Annotated in this window: 18 protein-coding genes and 2 pseudogenes; 12 read left to right on the top strand and 8 right to left on the bottom strand. The window is 67.4% G+C overall.

What is annotated here, in order from left to right; translation table 11 throughout:
* Positions 1–73 precede the first annotated feature (73 nt).
* The 3 genes from JIX56_RS40910 to JIX56_RS40900 all read left to right on the top strand — a co-directional run bounded on the left by JIX56_RS40910 (position 74) and on the right by JIX56_RS40900 (position 3,286).
* The gene (locus tag JIX56_RS40910) at positions 74–514 is read left to right on the top strand and encodes an SRPBCC family protein (RefSeq protein WP_257548655.1); all 441 of its coding nucleotides are present in this window, start codon (positions 74–76) and stop codon (positions 512–514) included.
* 84 nt (positions 515–598) lie between these two features.
* Positions 599–2,281, top strand: a complete 1,683-nt coding sequence (locus tag JIX56_RS40905; protein WP_257548654.1) for an NAD-dependent malic enzyme — start codon at positions 599–601, stop codon at positions 2,279–2,281.
* Positions 2,282–2,323: 42 nt separating this feature from the next.
* The gene (locus JIX56_RS40900) at positions 2,324–3,286 is read left to right on the top strand and encodes a pirin family protein (protein ID WP_257548652.1); all 963 of its coding nucleotides are present in this window, start codon (positions 2,324–2,326) and stop codon (positions 3,284–3,286) included.
* Positions 3,287–3,684: 398 nt separating this feature from the next.
* On the opposite strand, the pseudogene JIX56_RS48185 reads toward JIX56_RS40900, so the two are convergent.
* The 3 genes and pseudogenes from JIX56_RS48185 to JIX56_RS40885 all read right to left on the bottom strand — a co-directional run.
* A pseudogene (locus tag JIX56_RS48185) lies at positions 3,685–3,959 on the bottom strand (IS701 family transposase); the annotation flags it as partial.
* 297 nt (positions 3,960–4,256) lie between these two features.
* Entirely contained in the window at positions 4,257–4,655 is a 399-nt protein-coding gene (locus JIX56_RS40890) for a YybH family protein (protein WP_257548650.1), read from the bottom strand.
* Between the two features lie 81 nt (positions 4,656–4,736).
* Positions 4,737–5,360: an NAD(P)-dependent oxidoreductase gene (locus JIX56_RS40885; protein ID WP_257548648.1), complete on the bottom strand. Its 624-nt coding sequence runs from the start codon at positions 5,358–5,360 to the stop codon at positions 4,737–4,739.
* A gap of 105 nt (positions 5,361–5,465) precedes the next feature.
* On the opposite strand from JIX56_RS40885, the gene JIX56_RS40880 reads away from it, so the two are divergent.
* From JIX56_RS40880 to JIX56_RS40870, 3 genes and pseudogenes are all read left to right on the top strand, one after another.
* Complete coding sequence (locus tag JIX56_RS40880) at positions 5,466–5,849, top strand: winged helix-turn-helix transcriptional regulator (RefSeq protein WP_181867456.1); 384 nt, start codon at positions 5,466–5,468, stop codon at positions 5,847–5,849.
* Between the two features lie 222 nt (positions 5,850–6,071).
* A pseudogene (locus JIX56_RS47760) lies at positions 6,072–6,278 on the top strand (DUF6193 family natural product biosynthesis protein); the annotation flags it as partial.
* 52 nt (positions 6,279–6,330) lie between these two features.
* Entirely contained in the window at positions 6,331–6,648 is a 318-nt protein-coding gene (locus tag JIX56_RS40870) for a nitroreductase family deazaflavin-dependent oxidoreductase (RefSeq protein WP_257548646.1), read from the top strand.
* A 524-nt stretch (positions 6,649–7,172) separates the two neighbouring features.
* Here JIX56_RS40870 and JIX56_RS40865 read toward each other — a convergent pair.
* From JIX56_RS40865 to JIX56_RS40850, 4 genes are all read right to left on the bottom strand, one after another.
* Entirely contained in the window at positions 7,173–7,547 is a 375-nt protein-coding gene (locus JIX56_RS40865; protein ID WP_257548645.1) for a hypothetical protein, read from the bottom strand.
* A gap of 105 nt (positions 7,548–7,652) precedes the next feature.
* A complete protein-coding gene (locus JIX56_RS40860; protein ID WP_257548643.1) occupies positions 7,653–8,006 on the bottom strand; it encodes a DoxX family protein in 354 nt (117 codons plus the stop codon).
* A gap of 46 nt (positions 8,007–8,052) precedes the next feature.
* A complete protein-coding gene (locus JIX56_RS40855) occupies positions 8,053–8,700 on the bottom strand; it encodes a lactate utilization protein (RefSeq protein ID WP_257548641.1) in 648 nt (215 codons plus the stop codon).
* A gap of 23 nt (positions 8,701–8,723) precedes the next feature.
* Complete coding sequence (locus tag JIX56_RS40850; RefSeq protein ID WP_257548639.1) at positions 8,724–9,848, bottom strand: oxygenase MpaB family protein; 1,125 nt, start codon at positions 9,846–9,848, stop codon at positions 8,724–8,726.
* A gap of 235 nt (positions 9,849–10,083) precedes the next feature.
* Here JIX56_RS40850 and JIX56_RS40845 point away from each other — a divergent pair, with 235 nt between their 5' ends.
* The 6 genes from JIX56_RS40845 to JIX56_RS40820 all read left to right on the top strand — a co-directional run bounded on the left by JIX56_RS40845 (position 10,084) and on the right by JIX56_RS40820 (position 15,812).
* Positions 10,084–10,752, top strand: a complete 669-nt coding sequence (locus JIX56_RS40845) for a TetR/AcrR family transcriptional regulator (protein ID WP_257548638.1) — start codon at positions 10,084–10,086, stop codon at positions 10,750–10,752.
* A 96-nt stretch (positions 10,753–10,848) separates the two neighbouring features.
* Positions 10,849–10,974, top strand: coding sequence for a hypothetical protein (locus tag JIX56_RS40840; RefSeq protein ID WP_257548636.1), 126 nt, complete (start codon positions 10,849–10,851; stop codon positions 10,972–10,974).
* A gap of 584 nt (positions 10,975–11,558) precedes the next feature.
* Positions 11,559–12,416, top strand: a complete 858-nt coding sequence (locus tag JIX56_RS40835) for an SDR family NAD(P)-dependent oxidoreductase (protein ID WP_257548634.1) — start codon at positions 11,559–11,561, stop codon at positions 12,414–12,416.
* A gap of 55 nt (positions 12,417–12,471) precedes the next feature.
* Entirely contained in the window at positions 12,472–13,404 is a 933-nt protein-coding gene (locus tag JIX56_RS40830; RefSeq protein WP_257548632.1) for an ester cyclase, read from the top strand.
* A gap of 78 nt (positions 13,405–13,482) precedes the next feature.
* Complete coding sequence (locus JIX56_RS40825; protein WP_257548630.1) at positions 13,483–15,081, top strand: MDR family MFS transporter; 1,599 nt, start codon at positions 13,483–13,485, stop codon at positions 15,079–15,081.
* A 551-nt stretch (positions 15,082–15,632) separates the two neighbouring features.
* The gene (locus JIX56_RS40820) at positions 15,633–15,812 is read left to right on the top strand and encodes a hypothetical protein (RefSeq protein ID WP_257548628.1); all 180 of its coding nucleotides are present in this window, start codon (positions 15,633–15,635) and stop codon (positions 15,810–15,812) included.
* A 36-nt stretch (positions 15,813–15,848) separates the two neighbouring features.
* On the opposite strand, the gene JIX56_RS40815 is transcribed toward JIX56_RS40820, so the two are convergent.
* The gene (locus JIX56_RS40815) at positions 15,849–16,961 is read right to left on the bottom strand and encodes an alkene reductase (protein ID WP_257548626.1); all 1,113 of its coding nucleotides are present in this window, start codon (positions 16,959–16,961) and stop codon (positions 15,849–15,851) included.
* Between the last annotated feature and the right edge of the window lie 185 nt (positions 16,962–17,146).

The following is a 17,146-nucleotide window of genomic DNA, read 5'->3' as shown; positions in this document are numbered from 1 at the left end:
CACCGGGCGAAGCGCTCAGGCGCCCCGCCCGGCCAGCCCCCCACATCCACGCACCAAGCGAAGGAGCACGTCCATGGCCCCCATTCCCATGGAAACCACGATCAACGGCTCTCCCGAGCAGGTCTTCGACATCATCACGCAGGTCCGCTTCTGGCCGCAGTGGCACGTCCTCACCCGGGCCGTCACGGGCACTGTCCAGCGCCCGTTCCTTCCGGGCGACGAGTTCACCGAGTTCATCCGCACCGCCGAGGGGTCCAGGGAACTGACCTGGCAGGTCGCGGCGTACGAGCGCGCCAAGCACGTGACCATCGAGCTCGTGGGTACTCCCGGCTCCATCTCGTACACCTTCGAGCAGGTCCCCGACGGCACCCTGTTCCGACGGATCGTCAACGGCGGCGGTTCGCAGGAATCGCGGGCAGCGACGCCCGAGACCGAGGCGCAGTCCGTGGCGAACCTGAAGGCGCTGGTCGAGGACGTCCTCGCACACGAGAAGAAGGGGCCCGTCTTCCCCTGACCCGGGCATGGTGGCCGACGGCGTCGCAACCGGCGCGGTCGGCCACGGCCTCCTCAACTGTCCGTAAACCCTTGGGAATCCGTGATGCCCCACAGCCGCCCGAACTCCGAACACCGCGGCACCGCCGTCCTCGCCGACCCTCTCCTCAACAAGGGGACGGCGTTCAGCCCGAGCGAACGTGCCCGGCTCAACCTCGACGGTCTGCTGCCGCCCGCCGTGGAAACCCTCAAGGCGCAGGTGGCCCGGGCCTACGAGGCCTATCTCAACTATGCCAAGCCCCTCAACCAGCACATCTACCTGCGACAGCTGCAGGACACCAACGAGGTCCTCTTCTACCGTCTCGTGACGGAGCACCTCGAAGAAGTGCTCCCGGTCGTCTACACCCCGACCGTCGGGGATGCCTGCCGGCAGTTCAGCTCGATATACCGCCGACCGCGCGGCCTGTTCCTCTCCTGGGAGGACCGGCACAGGTTCCGGGAGATCCTGCGCAACCGGCCGCACGACGACCAGGACGTCGACGTCATCGTGGTCACCGACGGGCAGCGCATCCTCGGCCTGGGCGACCTGGGCGTGGGCGGCATGGGCATCCCGATCGGCAAGCTGAGTCTGTACACGGCCATCGGCGGCATCGCCCCGGCACGCACGCTGCCGATCCTTCTGGACGTCGGTACGGACAATGATGAACTGCTCGCCGATCCGCGGTACCTCGGCCGACGCAGCCGCCGCCTCACCGGCGCGGAGTACGACGAGATGATCGAGTCGTTCGTCTCGGCTGTCGAGGCGGAGCTGCCGAACACCCTGCTCCAGTGGGAGGACTTCGCCACCGCCCACGCGCGTCCCATCCTCACCCGCTACCGCGACCGTCTGCTCACCTTCAACGACGACATCCAGGGCACCGCCGCCGTGGCGCTCGGCGACGCCCTGTCCACCGCGGCCGACATCTCCGGCACGCCGCTGGCGCAACAGCGTCTGGTGGTCCTGGGCGCGGGTTCGGCCGCCATCGGTGTCGCCGACATGATCCGCACGGCGATGACCGAGGAAGGAGTCTCCGTAGCCGCGGCCACCGCGCGCTTCTGGGTGGTCGACGTGGACGGACTGCTGGTGCGCTCACGAACCGGCCTGACCGACGAACAGCGGCTCTACGCACGTGACGACGACGAAGTGGCCGAATGGAACGACACCGGCCTCGCCGAGGTGGTGCGCCGCACCGCGCCGACCGCACTCATCGGGCTGTCGACGGCGCGGGGCGCGTTCACCGAGGCGATCGTGCGGCAGATGGCATCCACCTGCGAACGGCCCGTCATCTTCCCGCTCTCCAACCCCACATCGAACGCCGAGGCCGACCCCGCGGACCTGCACCGCTGGACGAACGGCACGGCGCTGATCGCCACCGGCTCGCCGTTCGCACCGCTGAAGGTCGACGGGCACGAGGTGACAGTGGCCCAGGCCAACAACGTGTACGTCTTCCCCGCCATCGGACTTGCGGTGACCGCGAGCCGGGCCGCCCGCGTCACCGACCACATGCTGGTCGCCGCCGCCCGCGCCATCGCACGCTGCGCAACGGAGGTTCAGGACGGCGACGGACCGGCCCGGCTTCTCCCGCCCCTGAGCGGGATGCGAGCGGCCGCCCGGGACATCGCGCTGGCCGCCGCGCTGGCAGCGGTCGAGGACGGCGTGGCACCCAAGGCGACCGAGAAGCAGCTGCGCAAGGCGATCGCCTCGGCGCAATGGAAACCGGACTACGGCGACACAGCCGCCTCGGAGTGACCGAGCGGCCCTGCCCGGCCCACTGACACACAGGAGATTCCCATGCCCGCGATATCCGTTCCAGACCTGCTGGTCCTGCCCCGCGTTCCCGACCTGTCCGAGATCACCGTCGACCGACCGGTCGCCCATCTCAAGACCGGTGTGGACGAGGAACCCACGGAGGGTTTCGGTGTACGTCGGGTATTCCCTACCCCCGGTGCAGGGATGCGGATGTCCGACCCGTTCCTCCTGCTCGACCACCGCGCCGACACCGTCCTCGAGCCGCGGACGGCGAAAGGACGGCCCTGGCATCCGCACCGGGGCTTCGAGACCGTCACCTACCTGATCGACGGCGAGATCGAACACGAGGACACCCACGGCGGTGGTGGGATCATCCGAGGCGGCGACACCCAGTGGATGACGGCGGGCTCAGGCGTCCAGCACCACGAAAGCCCGTCGGAACGCCTGGTCATGGAAGGCGGCGTCGTCCAGGGCGTTCAACTGTGGGTGAACCTCCCGAGCGAACTGAAGATGGCCCCACCGCGCTACCAGGACATCGCCGGCTCCCGGCTGGCGTTGCTGGCCTCGCAGGACGGCGGAGCGCTGCTGCGTGTCATCGCCGGGGAGATCGCCGGACATCGCGGTCCCGGAGCGACGCACACACCGATCACCCTCGTGCACGCCTCGATCGCGCCGGGCGCCCGACTCCGGCTGCCCTGGCGGCCCGACTTCTCCGCCATGGCGTACGTGCTGTCCGGTCAGGGCTCCGTCGGCGCCGAGCGGCGCCCTGTGGACGAAGGCCGCATCGCCTATTTCGGCGCGGGCGGTGCGCTCACCGTGACGGCGGACGACCACCAGACGAATCGCACCGGCGAGATGGAAGTCCTGCTGCTGGGCGGGCTCCCCATCGGCGAACCGCTCGCGGCCTACGGCCCGTTCGTGATGAACACTCACGACGAGATCGTCCAGGCCGTCGAGGACTACCGCAGCGGCCGGATGGGCGTCCTCCCCGCGGCAGCCAACTGACGCTGTCGAACGGCACGAACGCGCGGCAGAACGTAGATCAACCCTCCACTTGAACCCAAGTGGTTCAACAAGTGGGTGATGAAGCGGATACGCCGCAAAGGCGGTGCCAAGCTGAGACCGCGTTTGAGATCTGCTCTGTCTCGTGGACGAGTGAGCCGAAGCACGGTAGTTGTCACATAGGCAGGCTTGTTGTCACCGGCGGGCTGCAAGCCCTTAGGACGGCCTAGTACTCCAGCAGCGTTCGCTATCTGGGCTGGTCAGAGCCATCGCCGGGAGCGTAGTGGGCTGATGGTGTGTCAGGGGCGGTCTTGCCGGACCGCCCCTCCAACGAGTGGCATCGTCGCCGGTAGTGGCAGTGTCTGGCGACGCCTGACGCCTGCGCCGCCACCGCGACCAGCTCATCGCGTGGATGCGAAGCGGCGGGCCGGGTCGGTGCGCGAGGCCAACTGCCAGCAGCCGGCGGACTTCCGCCACGGTGAGCGGAACCAAGGTGGAACCGTTTCTGCAGCCCCTTTGCCGCTGCCTGCGCCACCGTCACCGCGAGAAAGGCGTGCGCAAGCATGGCCAGGGTGATGTGCCGCGTCCAGCCGACGTAACGGCGGACCTCGTACTGATCCAGGCCCCACTCGTTCTTCGCAGCCTGAAAGCACTCCTCGATCGCCCACTGGCACCCCGGCAGTACCGGGTTCTCCAGGGGCAGCACGGTGGAGGTCAGTGCCAGGTCGCCGACGACGCGGCGTGCCGTTGGGATGTGAGGGCATCTTCGGGGTGCCGGCCAGCATCGCCTCGTAGGCTTTGCACAGTCCGCTGTAGCCGGTGCTGGCCGAACCCTGGAAGTACAGGGCACCGATGCGGTCGTACAGCGCGAGCACGCCGTCGGTGTCCCCGGCCTCGGCGCGCTCGAGCCACAGTCGGCCCAGATCCTCGGGCTTGTGCGCCTTTCGCGACCGTGATCGGTGACCGCCGGCTTCTAGGCCTGCCCTGGGCTCTGGGAGAACATGTACTTGTGGATGCGCCACCCGTCCGGGGTGCGACGCAGCACGAACAGCTCGCGGAAGTAGGCCTGGGAGCGAGTGCCGTCGGCCACGGCAATCACCGTGACGGGCTGCTCGGATCGGACGATCGCGATCTCGTCGTAGACCTCGGTCGAGACCACCTCCACGTTGACCTCCATCCCGATGGCGGCGAAGGTGCTGGCGTAGAAGGAGTCAACGGCGTCGCGGCCGCGCAGGCTGGGCAAGTTCTCGGGGATGATCTCGGCCTCGTCGGCGTAGAGCCGCAAGATCGTGTCAGTGTCCTTGATCTGCAGCGCTTTCATGTACGCCTCGACCACGCCGACCGCGTCGGCGGTGCTGTTGTTGTTCGTCATGGGGTGCTCCTCTGATATTTGGTTGGCAACCGACACAACCCGTGCTGGTGACGTGCCAACTTTTCCGTTTGTGTGAGCCGGTCAGTACGCGACGTGGACGAGGCGGCGGGTGAGCTCGCCCCGCTGCAACTCGTCGACGAGGGCGACGGCGTAGTCCTCGGTGCTGATGTGGCTGTTGCCCTCGCCGTCGCTGAGCAGTTGGTGATCGCCTGTCCGGTACGCGCCCGTGCGCTCGCCGGGCGTGATCATCGCGGGCGGGGAGAGGTAGGTCCATTCCAGGTCGTCGGCGTTGTCCCGGACAAGCTCGAACAGCGCCACCTGGGCGCGAACCGGCGGCAGGGCGTCCTCGGGGAACCCGGGGGTGTCGACGACCCGTACACCGGGGGAGACCTCCAGGCTGCCCGCGCCGCCCACCACCACCAGGCGACGCACCCCGGCCCTGCGTACGCCGTCCAGTACGCCGCGGCCCACCTCCAGGAGTGACTCGGTGGCCTCGATGCCGCCTCGTGGCGGTGACACCGTCAGGACCACCGCGTCGTGGCCGGCCGCCAGGCGCGCGACGGTGTCGGCGTCGCTCGCGTCCGCCGCGAGGGTGCCGTCCTTCCCGCTGCGCGTGGCACCGGTCACCTCGTGGCCCCGCTCGCCCGCCTCGGCAGCGATCCGGCTGCCGATCATCCCGGTGGCTCCGAACAGCAAGATGCGCATCCCATGACCTCCTTGTAGTCATCGCGTGTGCAGCGCACACGCCGTCACCTAGAAGGTATCAATGGGATACTGGTTACTTCAAAGATACTGAAGTACCCTTTGGATATGGTGAACGAAGCTGCCGACGAATCCGAGATCTGCTGCCCGTCCCGGCTGGTGCTCGACCGCATCGGTGACAAGTGGTCGGTGCTGATCGTGCTGAACCTGGGCGACGGCCCCAAGCGGTTCAGCGAACTGCGGGGGGTGCTTCATCACGTGACGCCCAAGGTCCTCACCTACACACTGCGGGGGATGGAACGCGACGGCCTGCTCACCCGCACGGTCTTCGCCGAGGTCCCGCCCCGCGTGGAGTACGAACTGACCCCGCTGGGCCACTCCCTGCGGCCCGTCGTGGAGCCGATCAGCACCTGGGCCGCGGAGCACGTGGACGAGGTCCTGTCCTTGCGCAAGGCCCATGACGCCCGCTCCGCGGACGAGTTCGCGGGCTGATCACCGAGTAGCCCGATTGCGAGATACGGCCCGCCATGCACGAGACCATGGCTGAATGAGCGTGTGACAAGTCGCGAGGTGCCGCCGGAGTGACCGGTGCTGTTGAGGGGAGCCACCTGACGGAGGTGGCCGATGAGGTAGTGGTGAAGCAGTGCCTCATCAGCGAGGAAGGCGAACGGCGGCGTAAGAAGCAGCGGTTGCAGAGTCAGCTAATGTCCGAGCATGGCAGAGAAGGACATACTCGGGACAGCACCGGACGACCCTGTGGCAGCCAAGTGGCAGGTCGTGCGCGAGATGGACGCGAACCTCATCGACAAGGCCCTTGTAGAGGCGGCATACGCAAACCCTGCCCTCCGGGCTCTGTTTCCGCTGGTCAGCCATGGATCGCTGCAGTTCAGCCGGTGTACCCGCTTCCCTTGGTCGCAGGACCTGCCCATGATCTTCCCCCTCTTCGGTGGACGATTTCGCGTGCGGGGGCTGCATGAACCGCGATGTGGCCTCGGCCGCCGGAGCGACGAAGAATTCGGCCTGGTACCACAACCTCGCCGCCCGCCTCGGCAAGGTACGGGTGGAGGTCGGAGGCCGCAATGTGGAGGTCGCCGCCGAGCAACTCCACGGCATGGCGCGGGAGGAGGCATGGCAGCAGATCACTGCTGCCGCACCCCGTTTCGCGCAGGACCAGGTGAAGACCGACCGGGAGATTCCGGTCATCCACCTGACGCCCGCACCACCGAGTGAGCTGCGTCGCAGCGCCGTTGGCGCCTGCGCTCGCGACACACGGGACAGGGAGTTGAGGTGATCAACTGACTGGCCGGGAAACGGAGAAGGCCACCTCGCTGCGTCGGAGCAGGGGTGGACTCAGTCGCTTTCTGGGACAGGCGGGAAGGTCTGTGATGCGGGACGGTCTGGTGGACGCCACATCCTCGACGAATCGACCAGGACGGTTCTACCTGCCGCCGGACTCACAAATGGATGTCTGTACGAAGATCTACCGTTGTGGCGCAGGAGTCGGCGCATGGCGCGCAGGCGTCGCGTGACATGGGCGGAGTGGAGCAGGGGTGCAGGTGTCGAGGAACACTTGCCAGTGGGACAATGCTGCTTCGAGGTGGCCATGGGTGAGGAGAGCCTCGGCCAACTCCGACCGCTACCGCGACACGGACGAGCCCGCCGATCTGCCCGACCCCGCTGCAACCGCCCTCACAACGCCCCCACAGCCTCTGCCTGTCGGGAGCATCGCCTGGTAGAGGACCCGCCTCGTAGAAGCACCGGCTTGACCACTGCGTGCCCGCACCTTCGGTCAGAGCGATCTCGCCTGCACGCCGCTCAAGAGGGACGCTGGGGTCCTCGTGCACTGTCCATGTACACGCGAAGATCCACCGCCTCATCTCCCTGCCAACGGAAAACGCTCACCACCGGAACAGCCGGAGTCACCTCGGTCTCGTACTGGTACATCACGGTCGCCTCAGCGATCACCACACCGGGCTCGGGCTCCCACAGGCCGCTGATGTCATGCCGGACGGCGAGAAGGCCGGCGGCTCGCATCTTCTCGACGGCCTCCCGAATCGCGGGTCGCCCCACAATGACCGCCGCCCCGCGGCTCATCCGGACATCCTTGCCCAGACCCTCGACGAAGGCATCGGGGTCCAGCGCAAGAGCCGACTCGGCGTAGTGCCTGCGAACCCATTCCAAACGGTCCATTGCCCCTCCACTACAGAAAGCGAACAGCCGCCAGTCCGTGTGCCCTTGGGGCCCGCCGGCTGTCGGCCGTTCAACTGCTTGGTGCTCGTCGGCGCATCGACTCCGTCAGGCGCTCGCTGCCCGGAAGACGACGTACACGACGGCGAGCAGCCCGAACACCGCGGCCGGGATGATCGCCTTGCCCGAATCCTTGGCCCGGACGTGCGCGCCCACGGCACCGACCATCAGCAGAGCGAGACCGGCGCCGGCCGCGACGCCCAGCCAGGCGAGCCACAGCCCGACCACGGCACCCGCGGCGCCGAGGACTTCGAGGGTGCCGATGACCCGGTTGACACCGTGGGGCACACCCAGTTGGTCGGCCTGCGCCAGGGCTTTGGCCTGACCTGCGACCTTGGGTACGCCTGCGGCCAGAAAGGCGAGGGCCAGCAGGACGGCGATTATGGCGGCGGTGATGAACATGGCTGAACTCCGGGGTGCTGGGGGGAAGGGTAGGCGCGCGAATGTGTCAGAAGCCGATGGCTTCGCGCACCAGGACGACGGTGGCGCGGCCGGGTACGACTTCCCGGCTGCTGATGAGGATCTTGGCGACGACGCTCCGCTGGCCGTAGGCCTGCTGGGCGCGCGTGTCCTCCTTGGGATACGAGTAGCTGTCGATCCGGCGCAGAGCGGTCTCCAGGTCGGGGACGATCTTCTGGGCCCCCACGACCCACACGGCGCGCGCGGCACCGGAGGCGTAGGGTGCGAGCTGGCTGCCGCTGGCGGACGCGGTGGCCAGGCGCCCGTCCTCAGTGACGGCGTGGACGCTGCCGACCACGACGTCGGGGGCGGATCGCGTCCGGCGAACCTCGTCGTAACGTGCACGAAGGTCCCAGGCGGCCTGGCTCGCCCGGACACTCATGAACCGTCCGGAACCGTCGACGTCCTCGGTGATGCCGATGAGCCGCAGCGTCTCGCTGGTGGAGGTGAAGACGGTCTTGTCCGTCGGCAGGATCTCGTTCACGAGCCGGCGCGCGTCCGCGGCCGTGTCCACGATCCGCACAGTGAAGCCGTTCGCGCTCAACGCGTCCGCCGCCCGGTCGATGCTCGCCGCCGACACCGGGATGCCGAAGGAGTCGTCCACGGGCAGCAGTTCGCTGGTGGTGCTCTCAGTCATGGGGGGATTCCTTGTCTTGCGGCTCAGGCAGCCACGTTCTGCTCGTACACGGTCGCGCCCTCGGTGAGGCTCACCAGGAAGCGCCGGGCCTCGATGGTCTCGTTCAGCGCCTGCTGCCAGGCCTCGGGAGACGAGCGCTGCCAGCGCCGGGTCTGCTGATTGTTGCGAGCGAACAGGTCGACCAGGGGGCCGAGTTCGGAGTGGCCCACGCCGAGCCGGTCGCAGAGCTCGTCGCCCAGAATGCGGCGGGCGAAGGCCGCGACGAGTTGCGCGGTCAGGGGCACAGGGGTTTTGAGTGTCATCTGCGAAAGCATCGCGATCAGCACCTCCAGCGTGGCCGAGGTGAGAGCGATGGAGTTCTCGTCCGGCTCGCCGTTGACCGCCTCGATCGCGGCGTACCACTCGCCCGCCTGCTCGTGATCGTTGATGCTCCGGTACAGAGCGGGGTCCACGCCCAGGAGGTAGGCGACGTAGTGCCAGTACTGGTAGATGCTCGCCAGTTCCCCGTCGGTGAAAGTGATCCCCAGCGTCTTCAGGGCGTTCAGCGGGCTGTACGTGAAGTCCAGCCAGGTGCGCACCAGGTCGACCTGGTTGATCGGCGTACCGAGTGTCTCCACGTCCCAGCCGTGCTTCTGCTGGGTCGCGCGCACTCGCGCGTGCATCAGCCGTACTTGAACCGTGTCGAGGTATCCGGGCCCGCCCAGGAGCATTCCTCCGGGCAGCGCAACGCTGTTGAGCCACTTGCCCGTCTCCTGCAGTCGGCGCTGGGTGATGGTCACCAACCGCCCCGTACCGGCGAGAACACCCGCGATACGGGGCGCGCTGTACTCGGGCAGAAGCGAGCCGAGCGCCAGCGCGATCTGGGTCCACTGCACGTCGACGGACAGGTACGCGGTCTCGCCCGCGGCCAGTTTCTCGGCGTCCACCCAGTCGGGGACAGCCTGGACCTCGCGCAACAGGGCGGCGATCGCCTGGGGCGCGTCATCGAGCGAGGAGAGCCCGTTCTTCAGTCCTTCGTTGAAAAAACGTCGGGCGGACGGCCCCAGCTCGTCCATCTCTGCGATCACAGCGTCGGCCAGCGGGTCTCCGGCCTTCAGTGACCGTTCGATGAGAGCCATTCGGTCGTCTGCGGCGGCTTGCGTTGTCATGCCTGACCTCCAAGGAGGCTTGGAATCCTTGACCGGTCGTGCACTGCGCGGGTGTGGCCACCGAGCACCGCCGATCACTTAATCACCTAAGTTACTGTGATTTAGCGAAAGGTCAAGCCGGTGCACCGTCCGAGGACGCTCACGGAGGCTCCCGTCACCGTCTCTCACAGTTGAAAGCTAACGTTCGCTAGAATCGCGTGTACCGGCCTGTCGGCCGCAACACGAGGAGTAGTGGATGTCGGCCACCAAGCCCGGCGGGAGTGCCCCCTCGGCCAGGGACATGCGCATCGACGATTGGCGAACGTTCGCACCGCTCGAACTGCCCCCGATCCTGGCGGCAGCACTGGAGGAGTTCCGCGAACACGGCTACCACGGCACATCAGTGAGGGACGTCGCCCGCCGAGCCGGAGTCAGCCTGCCGATGATCTATTACCGCTTCGAGAACAAGCAAGGGTTGCTCGTCGCACTACTGGAGGACGCGATAAGCGAAGTGCTCCACCGGGCCCGCCTCGCCGACTCAGCGGCCCAAGGCCGGGTACTGGAGCGGTTCGCCAACGTCATCGAGTGCATCGTGCTGCACATGACCCACCGGGCAGCGACAGCCGGCCTGGACTCGGAATTGCGCTACCTGGAACCCGCGAACCGCAAGAAGTACGCGGCTTCGCGCAAGGAACTGGAGGAGCTGCTCCTCGGGATCATCGAGGAGGGCGTGACACAGGGCCTGTTCGAGGTGGACCACGCCCCGGACACCGGTCGCGCACTCCTCGGCATGTGCCAGGCAGTGGCCGCCTGGTTCCACTCCGGAGGCCCCCTCGCGCCGGAAGAGATCGCCGATCGCTATGTCGCGATCTCACTGCGCACGGTGGGAGCACGAGTCCGACCGGCACCTCGCAGCCTGGAGTGACGACCTCACGCGTCGGGCGCACCACACCCAGCAGGTCACACCCTCCGGCAAGTGCTCACAATTGAGTACGCTCATTTTTCTGGTGGTGCGGACTCCATGACCAGCCGCCGAGAGCGCAACAAGCAGGAGAAGCCGGCACGAATCAAGGTCGCAGCGGCCACACTGCTCGACGCCAAGGCATACGAGCAGATGACCACTCGGGAAGTCGCTCCGAGCCCCTGATGCAACGAGCGGATCCATAGCGCCTTGACCAGAGACTGGCGTCCCTCGAGCCGGACAGCACACTGCTCGACCGACCGGGGCGGTTGTACGGCGAGGCGCTGATCGACGTAGCCATCGACAGGAACCTGCGCATGTTCCTCGCCGAAGCAGGGCGACGGGGTACAGGCGAGTACGCCACCCAGGCCGCCGCCACTCGAAGTCGCCCCTGGACGCCACCGCCGACCTCAGCCGGGCGGCACAGCAGCATGGCGAAGCCGGCCGAACCAACGACCCCACGCAAGCAGCATGGTGGAACTTCTACGCCCTACGACAGGCCGCCCTGGACAGCTCGCGCCTGGACAACAACCTCGACCGCGCAGGCGCACTGCTGCAGCGCACCTGCATCACCATCAGTCACACAACAGTCACCCCTCGGAGTAGTCTGCGCTGCCCTTGACACAAGTTGATTCACATAAGAATATGGGATTATGACTTTTGCGGCTCGAGCGAATACGGCCGCGCTCAGAAATCAAGGAAGGGTGCCTCCCGCCTCCTATCGCCGCCCCCTGCGACTGGACGGCGCCACCCTCCGGAGAGGAAATCCCATGGCCGGCAATCCCCGAGCTGTCGTCGTCACCGGTGCTTCCGAGGGCCTCGGCAGGGCCACTGCGACCCTGCTGGCCGAAGAGGGCTATCGCGTCTTCGGCACCACCCTCAGCGAGGCCGAGTCCGACGACCTCTCCTCGGCCACCGAAGGCGGGGTCACTCCCATCGTCATGGACATCACCGATGACGCCCAGGTCGAGGAGATGGCCCGCATTGTCGATGAACAGGTTGGCGATCAGGGGTTGTTCGCCCTGATCAGCAACGCCGGCATCCTCGTTCCCGGGCCGATGGAGATCGTCTCCATGCAGGGGATCCGCCGCCAGTTCGACGTGAATGTCTTCGGGCATGTGGCCACCATCAAAGCGTTGCTTCCTGCCCTCCGGCGCGGCCGCGGTCGCATCGTGGAGATCGGCTCGCTCACCGGACACGTCGCCCTGCCGTACAAGGGCATCCTGGCCGGTTCCAAGTTCGCCATGGAGGGCCTGATGGACCTGCTGCGCCGCGAACTACTGCCCTGGTCCATCCCGGTCACCATCGTCCGCGCCGGAAAGATGCGCACCAACGCGCTCCCCAAGGCGGCACGCAATCAACAGGCTCTCATCGACGGCCTCACACCCGAGCAGGAGGCTCTCTACGGTGAGTCGTTGCGACGGTTCGCCAAAGCGGATCTCGAAGCGGCCGACGGCGGCGTCGACCCGAAGGGCGTGGCCGCCCAGATCGCCGGCCTGTTGGCCGACCCGAACCCGCCCACACGGGTGCTCACCGACCCCGAGGACCAGAAGATCCTCGACCTCGTCGATTCCCTGTCCGACCAGGAAGCCGACCAGAAGATCGCCCACATGATGGGCGTGATCTGACCGGCCACACCAAAGGGGGGTCCCAACAACCTGACTCAGCACGAAAGGCACCACCATGAGTCTGATCCCTGCCACCAGCCTCGACGGCTTCCACTTCACCTGGGAGAACCAACAGGCCGACGTCCTCGTACGGGAGTACATCCAGGCCCTCAACGAAGGCACCGACGACGATGTGGACCACCTGCTGGCCCCGACCTTCGAGAGCCACCGGCGCACCGGAACCACCGGCCGCAACGGCGAGAAGAACCGTCTGCTCACCCTGCGCACCGCTTTCCCCGACCTGTCCTACGAGGTACACGAGAACGTGGGTGTCGTCGTGGAGGACGACATGGTCGCCCTGCGCACCTACGTCTCCGGTACACACGAGGGGCCGTACGCCGGTCATGACCCTACGGGGAAGAGCTTCCGCATCGGCAACCACCACTTCTTCCGGCACCGTAACGGCCGCCTGGTCGAGCACTGGGAGGTGGAGGACAGCTACCGGATCCTCGCCGAGTTGGGCCTGATTCCCGCGAGCATCCCGCTGTTCGACGAGAAGCCCGGCTCCCCCTTCGGCGTCGGCGTCAACCAGCAGACCACCAGGCCGGACTGGCACAAGTCCCAGGTACGCGCCATGTACGAAGGCGTAGTGGCCACTGGCAACGCCGACGACGCCTACGGGATGGCCGACGCCTACATCCAGAACACCGGCCGCGCCCCCGACGGTGCCTCCCACTTCAACGAGGAGTTCGTCGGCTTCCGCAAGGTCTTCCAGAAGGGCCGCGCCTACCAGGTGCAGATCGTGGCCGAGCGGGACCGGGTGATCACCCGCAGCCGCTGGGACGGCTACCACCTCGGAGAGCTGGGCCCTCTCCCCGTCACCGGTCGGGCCGTCGACTTCACCACCGCCGACACCTTCCGTTTCGAGGACGGGGTAATCGTCGAGCACTGGGACACCACGGACTTCCTCGCGATGCTCGGCTCCCTGGGCGTCATGAACAACCACTGATCAATCTGCGGGCCGGGGTGCCGTGCGGTTCACCGCCGCCGCGCCCCGCTCCGCGATCCCGCGACCCTGAGAGCACCCATGACGACCACCGATCAACCGCAGTCCTCAGAGGCCTCCCAGTCCGCCTCCGTCGCACCGGTCATGACCCAACGCCAGGTGATGCAGGCCCTGTCGGGGCTCCTGCTTGGCATGTTCGTGGCAATTCTGTCCTCCACGATCGTCTCCAACGCGCTTCCCCACATCGTCGCGGACCTGGGAGGAAGCCAGTCCTCCTACACCTGGGTCGTCACCTCGACGCTGCTCGCGATGACAGCGTCCACCCCGCTGTGGGGCAAACTCTCGGACCTCTACGACAAGAAACGGCTGGTCCAGACCGCTCTCGTGATCTTCGTGACGGGGTCCGTCCTCGCCGGGCTCGCCCACGGCACCGGACTTCTCATCGCGATGCGCGCCGTTCAGGGCGTGGGCACGGGTGGCATGGTCGCACTGTCCCAGATCGTCCTCGCCTCGATGATCCCGCCGCGTGAGAGGGGACGCTACAACGGCTACCTGGGTGCGGTGTTCGCCGTGGCCACGGTCGCCGGACCGCTGATCGGAGGTGTCATCACCGACACGTCCTGGCTCGGCTGGCGCTGGTGTTTCTACGTGGGTGTGCCGATCGCCGTCGTCGCGCTGGGCGTTCTGCAACGGACCCTGCATCTGCCGGTCGGCGACGGGGGCAAGAAAGTGGACTGGATGGGTGCCGCGCTGATCACCTCCACTGTCAGTCTGCTGCTGGTGTGGCTGACCCTGGCCGGGTACTCGTTCGCCTGGAACTCCTGGCAGACCTACGCCATGATCGGCGGGTCCGTGACCCTGGCGGTCCTGTTCGCCGTCACCGAGACCAAGGCGGCCGATCCGGTGATTCCGCTGCGTCTCTTCCGCAACCGCACCATCGCTCTCGCCAGCTCCGTTTCCTTCTTCGTCGGCGCCGCCATGTTCGCCGCCACGGTCTACCTCAGCCAGTACTTCCAACTCGCCCTGGGCGAATCCGCGACCATGGCCGGGCTCATGACCGCCCCGGTGATCGCCGGCCTGTTCCTGGCCTCCACCGTCTCCGGTCGGTTCATCACCGCAACCGGGCGCTGGAAGGCATGGCTGGTGACGGGCGGAGTCCTGTTGACCGCCGGCCTGGCCCTGTTGGCCCGCCTCCACCACGACACTCCGTACTGGCAGGTCGCGTGCGCGATGGCGTTCACCGGCCTCGGCCTCGGAATGAGCATGCAGAACCTCGTGCTCGCGGCACAGAACCAGACGGACGGTACCGACCTGGGTGCCACGAGTTCCCTGGTGGCCTTCGCCCGCTCACTCGGCGGCACCATCGGCGTCTCCGCACTCGGCGCCCTGCTCTCCAGCCGCGTGACCCACTATCTCGCCGACGGGCTCACCAGGATCGGCGCACCGGCCGGAGGATCGGACACCCAAGGTGCCGTCCCGGACGTGTCCAAGCTCCGCGAGCCGTTGCGCACCGTCGTCACGAGCGCCTACGGGGACGGCATCGCCGACCTGTTCCTGTTCGCAGCTCCCGCCGCTCTACTCGGCCTCGTACTGACTCTGTTCATCCGCGAGACAGCACTGAAGGACCGCACTCCCGAGCCTGGACATCCCACCACCGCACCGGCCGAGGGCCAGGCCTGAAAGGTCACCTTCCCTCGCCTGGTCGCTGCCCGAGCCGATGCGCGCCGTGCCGGGTCAACGACCCGACGCTGCGGGGTGGGCGGCGCAGCCGAAGTTATGGATGGGGTTTCGTTCTGTCCGTTGTCCACTGCGGGCATGGCTCAGGGCCCTCCGGCGTGAAGGGCCCTGGACCAGTGGTGGCGTCGGTTCGGGAGCCGTTAACGAGCGGCGAATCAGCCAAGTAACTCGTGAAGCGCCTCCGAGGTCGCCGCCGCAAAATTTCAGCTGGACGGCGAAGCCCAGCCTGGTAGCGCCGCCTATGTTCCGTAACCAGCCCGCCTCGTCGCAGGACAGGGTGAAGTAGTCCACCACCCCGTCCAGACCCAGATCCCTCCCCACCGACAGCCCCTTTCGTCACCCCCGTTCCCAGCGTTCGGGCTGGACGGTATGGGCGCCGGTGTACAGCGGGGACGGATATCGGCGAAGGACTCCCCTTACGGAAGGCGGACCTGGTGGATGGGCCGCCGCCGGAAAACTGTCATAGGCGTCAGCTGTGGCCGAAGGCCGCCGCGGTGGCCACGCACGAGAGCGATGTGCTCGACGAGGTCACCGAACGCAGGCTGCTGACCAGGAACTTGCGGACCGTCAACGCCCTGACGGACCCGACGGTCCTCGAGCCGGTGATCGCCGGTGTGACCGCGGGCTCAAAGGGCGGACACAGTGTCGCCGGTCGGGCGCCTGTCCATGTGTGAGTGGGGCTGCCGCATGGACAGGCGTGACCGTGGGCCTCAAGCCGCTTCGAGGAAGGGGTAGTCGGTGTAGCCCTCGGCGCCCACCCCGTAGAACAGTTCCGGCCGCGGCTCGTTCTCCGGGTGGCCACCCTGCCAGCGCTCGACCAGGTCGGGGTTGGCGATGAGGGCCCGGCCCACGGCCACGGCATCGGCGTGGTCAGCCGCGATCTGCTGGAGCGCCTGCTCGCGGGTGGTCTGCCCCCCGAAGGGGCCGCTGTTGACAATCAGCTTGCCGTCGAAGCGCCGCCGCAGCTCCTGTACCAGGTCGCCGCCCGGCTCGGCGTGCAGTACGGAGAGGTAGGCCAGGCCCAGCGGGCGCAGTTGGTCCATCAGGGTGCCGTAGGTGGCCAGAACGTCGTCCCGGTCGGTCTCGAAGACGTCCCCGAGGTCGACCTCCGGCGAGATTCGCAGCCCGACCCGCTCGGCACCGACGGCCTGGGCGACCGCCGTGACGACCTCGACGACGAAGCGGGCGCGGTTCTGCGGCGAGCCGCCGTATCCATCGGTGCGCTGGTTGGCCGCCGGGGAGAGGAACTCCTGGAGCAGGTAGCCGTTGGCGCCGTGGATTTCCACGCCGTCCGCTCCCGCCTCGATGGCCCGGCAGGCCGCAGCAACGAAGTCCTCCACTGCTGCCCGGATCTCTGCAGTGGTCATCGCTTCCGGTACGGGGTAGGGCTGCTCGCCCTTCTCGGTGAACGTCTTGTTGTCGATGGCGATCGCGCTGGGGGCGAGGATGCGGCGGCCGCCGTTGATGTCGGGGTGGGTGCCCCGGCCGGCGTGCATGATCTGCAGGACGATACGGCCGCCCTCGGCGTGCACCGCCTCGAACACCCGCTGCCAGCCGGTCGCCTGCTCGTCGGTGGCGATGCCCGGCTCACCGACATACCCCTGCGACGCGTGGTCGGGGTAGGTGCCCTCGGTGATGATCAGCCCGACGCTCGCCCGCTGCCGGTAGTACTCGACCATCAGGTCCCCGGGAATGCCGGAGGAACCGGCCCGGACCCGGGTCATGGGTGCCATGACGACGCGGTTGGCGAGCTCGATCTTCCCTAGGGAGACGGGGGAGAAAAGCGATGGAACGGGCGAAACTTCTGAAATGTTGACAGTCATGGGTTTCTTTCTTTCTTTCTGCAATACGGAGGAAACGGGAGGAAGGTCTGCGACGCAGGGGGTCCACGCTGTCGGCGGAGGCGCGGATGCGGTCCTCGGGCAGGCGCGGGCCCGCTGACGGTGACGCGGTCCATGAAGCGATCGGAGTGTGGGTGGTGTGGGCGGCGAGCGCGGTGAGAACCGCA

It is taken from the genome of Streptomyces sp. CA-210063 (assembly GCF_024612015.1).
GTDB lineage: Bacteria > Actinomycetota > Actinomycetes > Streptomycetales > Streptomycetaceae > Streptomyces.
This window is presented reverse-complemented; position numbering and strand designations above follow the sequence as displayed.

Excerpts from the sequence above, each read along its gene's own strand:
- JIX56_RS40910 (WP_257548655.1), top strand. The coding sequence starts at position 74 with ATGGCCCCCATTCCCATGGAAACCACGATCAACGGCTCTCCCGAGCAG.
- JIX56_RS40905 (WP_257548654.1), top strand. The coding sequence starts at position 599 with ATGCCCCACAGCCGCCCGAACTCCGAACACCGCGGCACCGCCGTCCTC.
- JIX56_RS40900 (WP_257548652.1), top strand. The coding sequence starts at position 2,324 with ATGCCCGCGATATCCGTTCCAGACCTGCTGGTCCTGCCCCGCGTTCCC.
- JIX56_RS40890 (WP_257548650.1), bottom strand. The coding sequence starts at position 4,655 with ATGACGAACAACAACAGCACCGCCGACGCGGTCGGCGTGGTCGAGGCG.
- JIX56_RS40885 (WP_257548648.1), bottom strand. The coding sequence starts at position 5,360 with ATGCGCATCTTGCTGTTCGGAGCCACCGGGATGATCGGCAGCCGGATC.
- JIX56_RS40880 (WP_181867456.1), top strand. The coding sequence starts at position 5,466 with ATGGTGAACGAAGCTGCCGACGAATCCGAGATCTGCTGCCCGTCCCGG.
- JIX56_RS40870 (WP_257548646.1), top strand. The coding sequence starts at position 6,331 with ATGAACCGCGATGTGGCCTCGGCCGCCGGAGCGACGAAGAATTCGGCC.
- JIX56_RS40865 (WP_257548645.1), bottom strand. The coding sequence starts at position 7,547 with ATGGACCGTTTGGAATGGGTTCGCAGGCACTACGCCGAGTCGGCTCTT.
- JIX56_RS40860 (WP_257548643.1), bottom strand. The coding sequence starts at position 8,006 with ATGTTCATCACCGCCGCCATAATCGCCGTCCTGCTGGCCCTCGCCTTT.
- JIX56_RS40855 (WP_257548641.1), bottom strand. The coding sequence starts at position 8,700 with ATGACTGAGAGCACCACCAGCGAACTGCTGCCCGTGGACGACTCCTTC.
- JIX56_RS40850 (WP_257548639.1), bottom strand. The coding sequence starts at position 9,848 with ATGACAACGCAAGCCGCCGCAGACGACCGAATGGCTCTCATCGAACGG.
- JIX56_RS40845 (WP_257548638.1), top strand. The coding sequence starts at position 10,084 with ATGTCGGCCACCAAGCCCGGCGGGAGTGCCCCCTCGGCCAGGGACATG.
- JIX56_RS40840 (WP_257548636.1), top strand. The coding sequence starts at position 10,849 with ATGACCAGCCGCCGAGAGCGCAACAAGCAGGAGAAGCCGGCACGAATC.
- JIX56_RS40835 (WP_257548634.1), top strand. The coding sequence starts at position 11,559 with ATGGCCGGCAATCCCCGAGCTGTCGTCGTCACCGGTGCTTCCGAGGGC.
- JIX56_RS40830 (WP_257548632.1), top strand. The coding sequence starts at position 12,472 with ATGAGTCTGATCCCTGCCACCAGCCTCGACGGCTTCCACTTCACCTGG.
- JIX56_RS40825 (WP_257548630.1), top strand. The coding sequence starts at position 13,483 with ATGACGACCACCGATCAACCGCAGTCCTCAGAGGCCTCCCAGTCCGCC.
- JIX56_RS40815 (WP_257548626.1), bottom strand. The coding sequence starts at position 16,961 with ATGACTGTCAACATTTCAGAAGTTTCGCCCGTTCCATCGCTTTTCTCC.